The organism is Bacillus sp. 11C, from assembly GCF_055486375.1.
The window spans coordinates 1-13,478 of record NZ_JBUPVZ010000016.1 but is presented as its reverse complement, the minus strand read 5'-3'; the positions used below and the strand labels follow the sequence as shown (position 1 = coordinate 13,478).

The window sequence follows — 13,478 nt, the reverse complement described above, 5'->3', positions numbered from 1 at the left end:
TTCTTGACAGAGTCTGCATAAAGTTATAAGATATCATATGGTATGTATTTCAACCCCACGATAAGCCCCGGAACTTATTGTGTTGTGAAATAGAACGTAATCGAAGTTTATTGAAAATGACAGATCATTTAGGAGGGAAATTCAATGCGTACAACACCTATGGCTAACGCAAGTACTATTGAACGCAAGTGGTTAGTTGTTGATGCTGCTGGCAAGACTCTAGGACGTCTTTCTACAGAAGTTGCATCTATCCTTCGCGGAAAACACAAACCGACTTACACACCGCACGTTGATACTGGAGATCATGTGATCATCATCAACGCGGAAAAAATCGAGTTAACTGGTAAAAAGTTAACTGACAAAATCTACTACCGTCACACTCAACATCCAGGCGGATTAAAATCAAGAACTGCTCTTGAAATGCGTACAAACTACCCTGAGAAAATGCTTGAGCTTGCTATCAAAGGCATGCTTCCAAAAGGTTCTCTAGGTCGTCAAATGTTCAAAAAATTGAACGTATACCGTGGTTCTGAGCATCCACATGAAGCACAAAAACCTGAAGTTTACGAACTTCGCGGTTAATTAAAAAGGAGGTTACCAATTTGGCACAGGTTCAATATTACGGTACTGGCCGTCGTAAAAGCTCTGTAGCGCGTGTGCGCTTAGTTCCAGGAGAAGGTCGTATCGTCGTTAATAATCGTGAAATCAGCGAGCACATCCCATCTCCAGCTCTAATCGAAGATATCAAACAACCATTAACTTTGACTGAAACAGCTGGTACTTATGATGTTTTAGTAAACGTACATGGAGGCGGCTTATCTGGTCAAGCTGGAGCAATCCGTCATGGTATCGCTCGTGCTTTGCTTGAAGCAGATCCAGAATACCGTGCAACACTTAAACGCGCTGGTCTTCTGACTCGTGACGCTCGTATGAAAGAACGTAAAAAATACGGTCTTAAAGGCGCTCGTCGTGCACCTCAGTTCTCAAAACGTTAATTTTACGTTTTCGAAGCTCTCAACCTTGGGTTGGGAGCTTTTTTATATCCTTATAAAAAAGCAGAAGCCTATATGAGTGCTTCTGCTTTTTGCTTTATAAAACGGCCGCTTTTTGCTGATTGGCTTTCTCCACTAAAGTTTCGAATAGCATCAGCATGAGCGGATATTCTTTTGTCAACATTTCTGGATGCCACTGAACCCCAAGCACAAATGTGCTGCTCTCCATTTCGATTGCTTCAATGACTTCATCCCGTGCCCGTGCAGATATAAGGAACCCGGGAGCCACATCTTTAATCGCTTGGTGATGGAACGAATTGACCAGCGCTGTATCTCCAAATATAGAATGAAGGTGCGTACCCGTTTCAATGTCAATGGTATGAGTGGGAACCTTGGTATTATTGTACTGATCATGTTTAATAGATGCATTCTTAATATAAGATAGATCTTGGTAAATAGAGCCGCCATACGCGACATTCAAAATTTGCAATCCTCTGCAAATGGCAAATACTGGTTTGTCGGCAGCAATGGCTTTTTTTATTAGTAATTGATCAAATTCATCTCGCTCGGGAAAAACTGAACCTTGCTTAGCAAGAGGCTCCTCACCGTAAAGGAGGGGGTTAACATCATGCCCTCCTGACATCACAAGCCCATCTATTTGCTGTATCATCTGATCGATTGTTTCTTCATCATTTATAACAGGCACGATAAAAGGGACGCCTCCCGCATCTAAAACAGATTGAACGTATGTATCATTTACATAGGCGCGCTTATAACCTGGGAAACGCCCGCCTTGATCAATGATGATACTCCCTGATATGCCGATAACAGGTTTCATCTATACTCATTCCTTCCAACTGACTATACTGCAGACTGCCATAAAGCTTATTAAACTTATCAGCATTATTGACAATATGACGCTTCTCTTGTAGTATACACTATTGTTCAATTAGTTTAAATTTTAACAATTTTATATGGGGGGGTTTAAAGTGAAAAAGCGGTTTATATTCAGCTTGTCATTTGTGCTTATTACCAGTATTTTCTTAGCGGCGTGCGGTAACAACGATAAAAATGATAAAGCTTCAGAGAGTAAGGGGTCATCAAGTGATACATTCACGGTTGCTTTAGAAAGTGATGTGACAACGCTTGATCCTCATGATACAAACGATAATGCCTCTTATACAGCTGAATCAGCTATTATGGAGGGACTTTTAGGCTTTGATAAGGATAACAAAGTTGTTCCTGTCCTAGCCAAAAGCTATGAGATAAACAAAGATTCGACTGAGTTTACGTTCAAGCTCAAGAAAGGAATCAAGTTCCAAGACGGAACTGTCTTTAATGCCGAAGCGGTGAAAACGAACATTGACCGTCTTGCCGATCCTGAATCTAAGTTAAAACGACATAGTTTATTTGAGTTAGTAAAAGAAACGAAAGTAATAGATGATGATACAGTGCGTGTCACTTTAAGCAAGCCATTTGCGGCGATGATCAACAACTTTGCTCATCCGGCAGCTATGATGATTAGTCCTGATGCGATAAAAAAATATGGTGACAAAGTATCACAGCACCCGGTCGGAACAGGACCGTTTACATTTGAAAAATGGCAGCACGGCGAATATCTTAAATTAACTGTCAATAAAAATTATTGGAACAAGGACCTTCCAAAGGTACATAACATTGTCTTTAAGCCTGTTCCTGAAAATGGAGCACGAATTGCGATGCTTCAAACGGGAGAAGCGGATTTCATCTATCCCGTACCTCCGACTGATTCAAAAACAATTGAGAACACCGACGGCCTGTCGCTGGTTACAAAGCCGTCTTTAATTGTGAAGTATTTTTCAATGAATACTATGAAAAAGCCTTTTAATGATGTGAAAGTCCGCCAGGCTATTAACTATGCAATTGATAAAGAAGCTTTCCTGAAAGTTGTATATAACGGATATGCTTCTGAAGCGAAATCATCTGTTGCACCTGATACACAGTTTTACGCAGGACAAACACCATACGAATATAACATCAAAAAAGCGAAACAGCTTTTAAAAGAAGCGGGTTATCCAAATGGTTTTGAGGCAACAATCTGGGGAGGCAACAGCTCTGATAAGGTTAAAATGATGGAATTCTATAAACAGCAGCTTGATAAAGTAGGAATTACATTAAAAACAGTTCCTATGGAAAGCGGTACTATCGGGGATAAAATCTGGGGTGTTACAAACGCGAAAGATGCTGATCTGGAGCTTTATAATGGCGGATGGTCTCCGTCTACCGGCGATGCCGATTGGGGTCTTCGCCCTGTCTTTGGCGGAGAGGAAGCATTCCCGCCGAATTCTTATAACACGTCCTACTATCAAAGTGGTACTGTAAACAGCTATCTGAACCAAGCGTTACAAAGTTCTGACACGGCGAAACGCAAAGAATTATATGGAAAGGCGCAGCAGCAGATATGGGAAGATGCTCCGTGGGTTTTCCTTGCTGTACCAGATTTAATTTATGCGAAAAAAGACAGTGTCGACGGAGTGGTGATGCAGCCATCAGGTGTGATGGATGTCCGCGGGGCTGAAAAAAAATAATGCTGGAGCTTGGGTGACGCCCATCCAGCGTGTTCCGGAGGCAGACTCATGTGGGTCAGCCTCCTTTTATTGAAGTCAAGGAGGGCGCTTAATGATAAAGTATTCAATCAAACGTTTATTGCTGATGATTCCTCTCTTGTTCATTATTACTGTCATTGTCTTTATGTTTGTACATATGATTCCCGGAGATCCTGCCCGGTTAATCGCAGGCAGTGATGCAACAATTGATGAAATCAAATTAGTAAGAGAGAAATATGGCTTAGATCAGCCTTTATATCAACAATACATCTCATATATGTCCAATCTCTTTCAAGGAGATTTAGGAACGTCTATTCAGGCGGGAAGACCTGTGGCAGAGATGTTGTCTGAGCGGTTTATGCCGACATTTTGGCTGACAGTTGTGAGCATGTTTTGGTCCCTGCTATTCGGAATTCCAATCGGATTGATTTCAGCTGTCAAAAGAAACAAGTGGCAGGATCATATTACAATGGTTTTTGCCGTTTCAGCGATATCTATTCCTTCTTTCTGGCTGGGGCTTATGCTCATGCAGTTGTTTTCCGTTCAATTAGGCTGGCTTCCTACAGGCGGAATAGACTCTTGGAAACATTATATTCTTCCTTCTATTACGCTAGGAGCAGGAGTTGCAGCTATCATTGCCCGCTTTACAAGATCAGCAGTCATGGATGTGTTAAAGAATGATTATATCCGGACGAGCAGAGCTAAAGGCCTGCATGAATATACAGTTCTCATGAAGCATGCCTTCAGAAATGCGATGATTCCGGTTGTCACGATGACTGGATTACAGTTCGGATTTATGCTTAGCGGATCAATCATTACAGAAACGTTATTCAGCTGGCCCGGATTGGGCCGTCTGTTAATTAATTCAATTGTGTCAAGGGATTACCCGGTTATACAAGCTGAACTTTTATTATTTTCTTTTGAATTTCTACTCATTAATTTAATTGTTGATTTGTTATATGGCTGGCTGAACCCGAAAGTACGCTACGGATCATAGGAAGGAGGATATCAAATGGAGATAAAACATGTTGAGAAGCCGGCAAAAAGCAGCAGGTTCCATGATTTTTGGGTTTCTTTTAAAAAGCAAAAAGTATCGCTGATATCCGCTGTATTTCTTTTGCTATTATTTATTGTCGCATTATTCGGCCAGTATTTTGTGCCATATGAACCTGCAAAAGTCGATTACGGCCAATTATTTTTAAAGCCTTCAGCAGCTCATTTGGCGGGAACCGATGCATACGGAAGGGATATCTTCAGCAGGATATTAGTTGGAGCGAGAATTTCCTTATCTGTTGGTTTGTCTTCTGTTTTTTTGGGAGCTTTAGCCGGGAGTGCACTTGGCATTATAAGCGGCTATTTTGGTAAGTGGATTGATAGTTTGATTATGCGATTCTGTGATATTTTATTAGCTTTTCCGGGAATGCTGCTGGCAATCGGTATTATCGCAATACTTGGAACAGGTTTGATGAATGTAATCTTTGCAGTTGCTATATTCAGCGTGCCTGTATTTGCGCGGATTGTTCGAAGCAGTGTGCTGGAGATGAAATCAAGCCTGTACGTGGAAGCGGCAAAATCAACAGGTGCTAAAGATACACGCATTATTCTTAAACACGTTTTGCCGGGTACGTTCTCAACGATTATCGTGTATTTCACAATGAGAATCGGTTCTGCTATTTTAATAGCGGCAGGACTTAGCTTTTTAGGATTAGGAGCAGATCCCTCTACTCCTGAATGGGGCGCTATGCTGAGTGATGGGCATAACTACTTAAACACAGCTCCGCATGTGACGATTTTTCCGGGACTTGCAATATTTCTCACCGTTTTAGCTTTTAATTTGCTTGGTGACGGACTCCGGGATGCACTTGATCCTAAGATAAAGGATTAGGAGGTAAATGAATGAAACCGATATTAAGCGTCAATCAGCTACGGACGAGTTTTTTTGTAAACGGTAAAGAAATTCCTGCAGTTGACGGAGTTGATTTTACGATAAACGAAGGTGAAATTCTGGGTATTGTCGGTGAGTCCGGGAGCGGAAAAAGCGTCACCTCTTTATCCATTATGAAACTGTTAAAAGACACACCGGGAAAGATAGTCGGCGGATCAATTCATTTTGACGGCAAAGACCTATTAGATCTTTCAGAAAAAGAAGTGCGGGAACTGCGTGGAAAAGAGATCGCCATGATATTCCAAGAGCCGATGACTTCATTGAATCCTGTTCTAACGATAGGGAATCAGCTAAGAGAGGCGATTAAAAAGCATCTCAAATATTCACGAAAGAAAGCGGATGAACATGCAGTTTCAATGCTGACCCAAGTCGGTATTTCAAGGGCTGATGAAATTTTACAACAATACCCTCACCAGTTGTCCGGAGGAATGAGACAGCGCGTCATGATCGCCATGGCCATGTCTTGTTCGCCTAAATTATTAATCGCAGATGAACCTACGACAGCACTTGATGTGACGATTCAAGCCCAAATACTAGATGTCATGAAAGATATGCAGGAGAAACACGGCACATCGATATTGTTGATCACACATGATCTTGGCGTCATCGCTGAAACGTGTGATCGAGTGGCTGTAATGTATGCAGGAAGAATTGTAGAACAAGGCTCGGTTTATGATCTGTTTGATGATCCGAAGCATCCGTATACAAAAGGGCTGCTGGAATCCATCCCTCGAATCGGAAAGCGACAGGAACGTTTGCATTCTATCCAAGGCAATGTTCCGATGGCAGAGGATTGGCCGGCTGGATGCAAATTTGCATCACGCTGTCCGTTTGTCTTTGATAAATGCCTGAAAAAAGAACCGCCGCTGCTAAACGTGGGGGAAGGAAGAACAAGCCGATGCTGGCTTAATGAAAATGGGCGAAAGGAGGAGCAAGTATATGAATCATGAACCTTTAGTTGAAGTGAAACACTTGAAAAAAATCTTTGCGGATTCATCGGGACTTTTTAAAAAATCAAAGCCCGTGAGAGCGGTTGATGATATATCATTTACAATTAATCGCGGAGAAACTTTCGGCCTGGTCGGAGAGAGCGGATGCGGAAAGTCGACAACCGGACGGATGTTAATGAAGCTGCTAGAGCCTACTGAAGGCAGTATTCTGTTTAATGGACAGGATATTACAAAAATGAATGATAAAAACGTGCGTAGTTTGCGCAAAGATTTTCAAATGGTATTTCAAGATCCTTACGCCTCATTGAATCCCAGAATGAGAGTGAAAGAAATCATTGAAGAACCGTTGATTGTTCATGGACTCATGACTTCTTCTGAACGTGAAAGAAAAGTGCATCAGCTTCTGGATACGGTGGGGCTGTCCCGTCAGCACGGCAGTCGTTTTCCGCATGAATTCAGCGGCGGGCAAAGACAAAGAATCGGAATCGCCCGGGCTCTCGCTGTTAATCCGAAGCTGATCATTGCAGATGAAGCTGTTTCCGCACTCGATGTATCGATCCAATCGCAGATACTTAACTTGATGAAAGACTTGCAGAAGGAATTTGGTTTAACCTACCTGTTTATAGCACACGATTTAAGTGTTGTTGATTTTATAAGCGACCGTATAGGTGTCATGTACCTTGGCAAACTGGTTGAAGTTGGCGATCGCGATTCAATTATACAGAATCCGAAGCATCCGTATACGAAAGCGCTGCTGTCAGCTGTCCCGATCCCAGACCCGCATCGCAGAAAGGAACGTATTGTGCTGAAAGGTGATTTGCCTAGTCCTTCAAATCCGCCGGCCGGCTGTCCGTTTCATACGAGGTGCCCAGTTGTCATGGGGCAATGTAAAACAGAGATGCCGATGCTAAGCAATATGTCCGAGCAGCACCAAGTATTTTGTCATTTATATGATTCAAAAAAATGATATGATAATCCCTAGCCAAAAAAATCACATCTCCTTTGTGGTTTTTTTGCGTTTCTATGAACTTTTTTCTAAATATGCAAAGGGAAAGCGATAACAATCTAGAAATATTTGTTATACTCTATACATTAAAGTAAGGAGAACGATTCATGAATGCGTTAGTAGATCATAATAGCAAAGCTTGGGATCAAAAAGTAGAAACAGGTAATGAATGGACTGTTGCTGTCGAGCAGCATGTCATCGAACAAGCGAAAAAAGGAAATTGGGATATAAGAGTGACACCAATGAAAGATGTACCGAGGGATTGGTTTCCCCCTGTCAACGGGCTGAAAGTTCTCTGTTTAGCATCAGGTGGCGGCCAGCAGGGTCCGATTTTGGCAGCCGCAGGAGCGGATGTCACTGTATTAGATAACTCGGAAAAGCAGCTGGATCAGGATAGAATGGTTGCTGAGCGCGATTGTCTCGCGATACATCCTGTCAAAGGAAGCATGGACGATCTCAGTCAATTTCAGGATGAATCATTTGATATCATTGTACATCCTGTTGCTAATGTTTTTGTTGAGAATGTCCTCCCGGTCTGGAAGGAAGCCCACCGTGTGCTGAAAAGAAACGGCGCTCTAATCTCGGGTTTTGTCAATCCTGTCGTATTTCTGTTTGATGTAGAATTAGAACAGCAAGGCATTTTAAAAGTAAAACACTCTATTCCATATGCCGACCCAGAAGATCTTCCAAAACATAAAGTGAAAAAACTGATTGAAAATAAAGAAGCTCTGGAATTCGGCCATTCCTTAGAAGACCAAATCAAGGGCCAAATTGATGCCGGTTTTATCGTCACTGGCTTTTATGAAGATAAAGGCGGTTTTGTATTGGACCAATATATTCATACATATTCTGCAACAAGAAGTGTGAAAGTATGAAAAGCAGCAACCTATTAGAGGGGCTGCTTTTATAATGCTATAGAAAGAACATTTGTTCTATCCTCTGTAGAAAGCTTCTAAATCCCCTTCTTTTTACCGGTCTCTGCACCTTCATTTGGGCGAATTTCCAACCGAATTCGGGCATGGTTTCACCATCCAAACCTCAAAATAACCGGTAAAAGGAGAGTGAATTTGTATGGCAGAGGTACTGTCTTTTATGGATGTGAAACGCCAAAAGGATTATGAATTAGAAAAGAACTTGCTTAAAGAACTCTCTCTGAGGCAAATTATTCTGTCTGTTAAGGACTGTTTGGAACCATTATTCCCGTTTTTAGATGATGAAAGAGATATTATCAGCGAAGGCTGTATTGATTTTGCGATAGAAGCTTATTTGTTAGGCGGGCGTTTTGGGATATTCGGCTATTACGGGGAATCCATGCAGAGCATTAGTGCCCGCTCAGCAAGTGAAGAAGAAGAGCTGCGTATGGAGTTTTTTGATTATCTCTATAATTGGATACACGAGCAATACGCAACATTTGATAAAAATACGGTTTATGAAGCAGCACGAAAGTTCATTAAAGACTGGTGGACAGAGGGGTTTGTCCAAAGAGAAAAACAGTGTAAGCTTCGCATGCGATAATCATATTTCCCGGCCCTGTCCCATAGTTATAGTAGTAACGGACAAGCGGGAGGGGAAGGGATGAGGAGAAAGCTTAAATGGCTCGGTTTTTTGCTAGGCTTCATCGTATTACTATTTCTATTTAAGTATCAGTTCAGCAATAACGATTCATGGGAGCCGTGGAGTCTGCCCTTGAGCGGGAAAATTATTTATCTGGACCCAGGTCATGGCGGCCCTGACGGCGGAGCAGTCGGCGGAAAGCTGTTAGAGAAGGATGTAACCCTGGAAGTGGCCTTTAGAGTCAGGGACTACCTTCAGGAACAAGGGGCGCTTGTCATTATGACCAGGGAAAGTGATACCGATCTCGCTCCAGAAGGAACGAAGGGCTATAGCAGACGAAAAGCGGAAGATTTGAGACAGCGGGTCAAATTAATAAACCATTCAGAGGCTGAACTCTATATCAGTATCCATCTCAATGCGATTCCTTCGCAAAAGTGGAGCGGAGCCCAAAGCTTTTATTTCGGAAAATACGCAGAAAATGAGAAGGTCGCGAAATACATTCAGGATGAATTGAGAAGCAACCTGGAAAACACAACCCGGAAAGCAAAGCGGATTCATGGTGTCTACTTAATGCAAAACGTCACCAAACCGGGAGCGCTTATAGAAGTCGGGTTTTTATCCAATCCAAGTGAAGCAAAGCTGCTCGGGAATTCGAAATATCAGGACAAGGTGGCATCTTCCATATATAAAGGCATTATGCGATATTACACAGAAAAAGGAGACCCTCCAGAGTAAAGGAGGGTTTTCTTATGGTTCTAAGCATAAGACACCTGCCAATTATGTATGATATAATATTGCTTGAAAACGAATACACAAAAGGGTGAGGTTCGATGATAAGAGAAGATGAAGTAAGAAAACTAGTCGGTGAAATGCGCGAACCTTTTCTTCAAAGACCTCTGGGAGAATTGGATGCCGTTAAGGAAATTAAAATAAAGCCTGAAAAACGGCATGTCAGTGTAAAAGTCGCTCTTGCAAAAACCGGAACCGCAGAACAAATGCAGATTCAGCAAGAGATCGTAAACGTCTTAAAAGGGGCAGGCGCAGAGACAGTCGGCCTTCGATTTGAAGAGCTGCCTGAGGAAACGGTTGATAAGTTCCGGGCGCCGTCAGCTGAGAAAAAAACATTATTAAATATGGATAATCCGCCAGTCTTTCTTGCTGTAGCAAGCGGAAAAGGCGGCGTAGGCAAGTCGACTGTGTCAGTAAATCTTGCTATTGCTCTGGCTCGTCTAGGGAAAAAGGTCGGTTTAATTGATGCGGATATTTATGGCTTCAGTGTGCCGGATATGATGGGCATCACTGTGCGTCCGACTATTGAAGGAGAGAAACTTCTTCCTGTTGAACGCTTTGGGGTAAAGGTGATGTCAATGGGCTTCTTCGTAGAAGAAAATGCGCCGGTCGTTTGGAGAGGGCCAATGCTTGGTAAAATGCTGAACAACTTTTTCCATGAAGTAGAGTGGGGAGAAGTAGACTATATTGTTCTTGATCTTCCGCCTGGAACAGGGGACGTTGCTCTCGATGTACATACAATGCTTCCGAGCTGCAAAGAAATCATCGTATCAACGCCGCACCCTACAGCTGCTTTTGTAGCGGCTAGAGCAGGCTCTATGGCAATTAAAACTGATCATGAAGTTGTTGGTGTTATAGAGAACATGGCTTATTATGAAAGCGCAAAGACAGGGGAAAGAGAATACGTCTTTGGAAAAGGCGGCGGAGATAAACTAGCCGAGGAATTGAATGTGCCTTTGCTTGGCAGAATCCCGTTGAAACAACCTGATTGGGATAAGGGTCAATTTGCTCCGTCTGTATATGACAAAAGCCATCCTATAGGAGAAATATATCAGGACATCGCAAAAAAAATAGTTGACAAAATGTCAGTGCAAGTATAAAAAGGCGAACCGGGATTCTATATCCCGGCTCTCCTTTTATTCACTTTCTTTGGCGGTTTCTTTTGCTGCTTTTTTCAGTTCATCTTCGAACTGTTTTTTGTAAAGCGGACTAGAAAGTGTTTCGTTAATAACCTCTTCTAAGTAACTGCGGAATTCTTGGCTTTTTGCCAGTTGGCTGTACTTTTTATTCATGCCTGGATCCTGCATAACGTCCATCAGCATCTTCTGATAATCCGGGTCCTTCATCAGTTTTTTTATCACTTTTTCATGCTCTTTTTGAAGAGTTTTCGCAAAACCTTCGGCAAAATCAGTGTCTTCAAAGATGTTTTTCCAAAATTCTTCTCCTTTTTTAGAGGTGAGTGTTTTTACTATCGTTCCTTTAATCGCATCTTGGTCAATCACCAACGCTTCATTCATCGCATCATCGTTTAATAATTCCTTAATGGCTTTCTTTCCATCATCAGTTTTTAATATATCAACAACCATTTTTTTAGTCTGATCATAGTCCATATCCGCTGCTTGGTCTTTTGGAGCACAAGCTGTTACAGATAATAACAAAAAACAGCTTATCAATAGCGTTTTGGCTTTTGACATGGTTAAGCTCCTTTCACATACTTGTCTTACTTTTAATATGATTCATCTGTTTAGAATTATACATAACAAAATATCGCGGTTTGCGATTCTTGAGGGGTGGATGAAAGAAATGAAAAGCCGTGGTTTGGTTCGTTTTTTCTTTTCTAATTTAGCTGTCGGAGCGGTCATCACGGGTATTGTGGGTTTTGCTTTAAAATGGGGAGGATATAAGGGGCTGTTTCTAGAATTCGAAGCGGGGCAGATTTTCTCTGTGTTATTTTGGTTTGTTGGAGTTGGCATGATTTTTAGTGTAATCAGCCAAATGGGGTTTTTCGTTTTTTTAACCGTTCACCGGTTTGCACTTGAGATATTAAGATCCTCATCTTTGTGGAATTTGCTTCAGTTGTTTTTCATCTTGTTTGTTGCTTTTGATTTAATGTACGTGCGGTTTTTATTTTTTGGAGAGAGCGGAGAATCGCTGACTGGTTATGCGTGGTTACCGGTATTTTTACTGATCTTTGGGGTGGTAACAGCATATATAAAGCAAAAGCAGTCCCCTAAAAAAACGTTTGTGTCATCATTGTTTTTAATGGTTGTGATTACTGCATTAGAATGGTTCCCTGCGTTAAGAGTAAATGATGAGGACTGGCTTTATTTAATGCTTTTTCCGTTAATGGCGTGTAATGCTTTCCAATTGCTGATGCTGCCAAAGTTTGCAGCGAAGTAATTACTTTATCTCTGAGGATTTGGCATCAGAATTTGCAATGAGATCACCTACGGTTACATTTTTTAATCCTTTTTCTCTCAGCTGATGGATGATATCGGGCAGCGCTTCTTCTGTTTGTTTTGCCGAATCGGAGGCGTGTAAAAGAACAATGTCTCCTCCGGAAACTTGCTGGGTCACATTATCGATGATTTTTTCAACTCCGGGATTCGTCCAATCCTGAGAGTTTATGCTGTAATGAACGACCGTATAGTTGTATTGCTTTGCGACCGTTAGAACATTCTTGTTGAATTGTCCGGTAGGGGGTCTTAATAGCTGCATGTCTTTGATCCCTAACTTTTCAAAGGCAGTTTGCGCACGGTTAATGTCCTTTTTTATTTCGCTGCTCTCTAAATTGGCATAGTTTTTATAGGCGTAGCCCATGCTCCCTATTTGATGGCCGTCCTTCACGATACGCGCCACTGTGTCGGGGTGGCGTTCAGCCCAAGAAGCGGAAAGAAAAAACGTCGCATTTTTAATCCCGTTCGCCTTCAGAGTATTAAGTATAGGTTCGGCTTTTTCATCACCCCAGCTGATATCAAAAGTAAGGGCAACGTCTTTCGAATCTGTTTCTCCTTTATAAATGGCTTTAGGTCCGGTGTCAGTTGAAAACACGGGAAGCGGGACAGCTCTTTGGATATAAAAAAAGCTGGCTGCTGCAAATGCGGCGATAAGTATAATGATAAATTGTTTCACTCGTTTAATGTGCCACACATAGAAGTGATTCACTGATGATGCCTCCTTATCTTGTCCATTGTTCTTGTATTACATCTTATGAGCATGGCCGATTGAATATAACCCATAAAATGTATCTTTGTATACAGCTTAAATTAGGTGTTGACCTTTTGATAATATCCGTGATATATTATTATTCGTCGCTGATAAACAGCTGACAACAATTAAAAGCTTCATTAAATGCTTTGAAAAAAGTTATTGACTTAAAAGAAGCTGAATGTTATATTAATAAAGCTGCTTCGTTAAGTGGCAGTGATGATCTTTGAAAACTAAACAAGACAAAACGTACCTGTTAATTCATTTTTTATAAATCGCACAGCGATGTGCGTAGTCAGTCAAACTAGGCCTGCACGACGCAGGTCACACAGGTGTCACCGCAGGATGCGGTGAGCTTAACCTGTGATCCATTTTATCGGAGAGTTTGATCCTGGCTCAGGACGAACGCTGGCGGCGTGCCTAATACATGCAAGTCGAGCGGACAGATGG

At 41.9% G+C, this 13,478-nt stretch carries 15 protein-coding genes and 1 rRNA gene; 13 read left to right on the top strand and 3 right to left on the bottom strand.

The genetic code is table 11. The annotated features are described in order from the left end of the window. The first annotated feature begins 144 nt into the window (after window positions 1-144). Window positions 145-582 carry a 50S ribosomal protein L13 gene (gene rplM / locus ACY3LV_RS17915; protein WP_003225844.1) on the top strand — a complete coding sequence of 146 codons (438 nt, stop codon included), beginning with the start codon at window positions 145-147 and terminating at the stop codon, window positions 580-582. Between the two features lie 20 nt (window positions 583-602). Beyond that, window positions 603-995: a 30S ribosomal protein S9 gene (rpsI, locus tag ACY3LV_RS17910; RefSeq protein ID WP_003225846.1), complete on the top strand. Its 393-nt coding sequence runs from the start codon at window positions 603-605 to the stop codon at window positions 993-995. A 94-nt stretch (window positions 996-1,089) separates the two neighbouring features. Here the strand turns inward: rpsI and ACY3LV_RS17905 are convergent, their stop codons facing one another. Continuing rightward, complete coding sequence (locus ACY3LV_RS17905) at window positions 1,090-1,830, bottom strand: gamma-glutamyl-gamma-aminobutyrate hydrolase family protein (protein ID WP_464864266.1); 741 nt, start codon at window positions 1,828-1,830, stop codon at window positions 1,090-1,092. A 151-nt stretch (window positions 1,831-1,981) separates the two neighbouring features. Between ACY3LV_RS17905 and ACY3LV_RS17900 the strand changes: the two genes are divergently transcribed. The 9 genes from ACY3LV_RS17900 to salA all read left to right on the top strand — a co-directional run bounded on the left by ACY3LV_RS17900 (window position 1,982) and on the right by salA (window position 10,921). Continuing rightward, a complete protein-coding gene (locus ACY3LV_RS17900; RefSeq protein ID WP_464864265.1) occupies window positions 1,982-3,559 on the top strand; it encodes a glutathione ABC transporter substrate-binding protein in 1,578 nt (525 codons plus the stop codon). Window positions 3,560-3,650: 91 nt separating this feature from the next. After that, on the top strand, window positions 3,651-4,574 hold the full coding sequence (gsiC, locus tag ACY3LV_RS17895) for a glutathione ABC transporter permease GsiC (protein WP_333519450.1): 924 nt from the start codon (window positions 3,651-3,653) through the stop codon (window positions 4,572-4,574). Window positions 4,575-4,589: 15 nt separating this feature from the next. Next, window positions 4,590-5,462 (top strand): ABC transporter permease subunit, encoded by an 873-nt coding sequence (locus ACY3LV_RS17890; protein WP_333562250.1) that lies wholly within the window; start codon window positions 4,590-4,592, stop codon window positions 5,460-5,462. Window positions 5,463-5,473: 11 nt separating this feature from the next. Next, entirely contained in the window at window positions 5,474-6,472 is a 999-nt protein-coding gene (locus ACY3LV_RS17885) for an ABC transporter ATP-binding protein (RefSeq protein WP_333562249.1), read from the top strand. Continuing rightward, window positions 6,462-7,439 (top strand): dipeptide ABC transporter ATP-binding protein, encoded by a 978-nt coding sequence (locus ACY3LV_RS17880; protein WP_333562248.1) that lies wholly within the window; start codon window positions 6,462-6,464, stop codon window positions 7,437-7,439. Before ACY3LV_RS17885 ends, ACY3LV_RS17880 begins: the two co-directional genes overlap by 11 nt. Window positions 7,440-7,585: 146 nt before the next feature. Then, window positions 7,586-8,353, top strand: coding sequence for a class I SAM-dependent methyltransferase (locus ACY3LV_RS17875; protein WP_333562247.1), 768 nt, complete (start codon window positions 7,586-7,588; stop codon window positions 8,351-8,353). A gap of 196 nt (window positions 8,354-8,549) precedes the next feature. Continuing rightward, window positions 8,550-8,993 carry a YbaK family protein gene (locus ACY3LV_RS17870; protein ID WP_087991710.1) on the top strand — a complete coding sequence of 148 codons (444 nt, stop codon included), beginning with the start codon at window positions 8,550-8,552 and terminating at the stop codon, window positions 8,991-8,993. A 60-nt stretch (window positions 8,994-9,053) separates the two neighbouring features. Then, complete coding sequence (cwlD, locus tag ACY3LV_RS17865; RefSeq protein ID WP_333562246.1) at window positions 9,054-9,767, top strand: N-acetylmuramoyl-L-alanine amidase CwlD; 714 nt, start codon at window positions 9,054-9,056, stop codon at window positions 9,765-9,767. 95 nt (window positions 9,768-9,862) lie between these two features. Beyond that, a complete protein-coding gene (gene salA / locus ACY3LV_RS17860) occupies window positions 9,863-10,921 on the top strand; it encodes an iron-sulfur carrier protein/transcriptional regulator SalA (protein ID WP_333562245.1) in 1,059 nt (352 codons plus the stop codon). A gap of 36 nt (window positions 10,922-10,957) precedes the next feature. On the opposite strand, the gene gerD is transcribed toward salA, so the two are convergent. After that, window positions 10,958-11,515: a spore germination lipoprotein GerD gene (gene gerD, locus ACY3LV_RS17855; RefSeq protein ID WP_464864264.1), complete on the bottom strand. Its 558-nt coding sequence runs from the start codon at window positions 11,513-11,515 to the stop codon at window positions 10,958-10,960. Between the two features lie 109 nt (window positions 11,516-11,624). Here gerD and kbaA point away from each other — a divergent pair, with 109 nt between their 5' ends. Continuing rightward, window positions 11,625-12,221 carry a KinB-signaling pathway activation protein gene (kbaA, locus tag ACY3LV_RS17850; RefSeq protein WP_202329135.1) on the top strand — a complete coding sequence of 199 codons (597 nt, stop codon included), beginning with the start codon at window positions 11,625-11,627 and terminating at the stop codon, window positions 12,219-12,221. Here kbaA and pdaB read toward each other — a convergent pair whose 3' ends face one another. Next, window positions 12,222-12,986: a polysaccharide deacetylase family sporulation protein PdaB gene (gene pdaB / locus ACY3LV_RS17845; RefSeq protein WP_333562244.1), complete on the bottom strand. Its 765-nt coding sequence runs from the start codon at window positions 12,984-12,986 to the stop codon at window positions 12,222-12,224. It abuts the gene before it with no gap. A gap of 415 nt (window positions 12,987-13,401) precedes the next feature. Here pdaB and ACY3LV_RS17840 point away from each other — a divergent pair. Then, a 16S ribosomal RNA gene (locus ACY3LV_RS17840) occupies window positions 13,402-13,478 on the top strand; the annotation flags it as partial.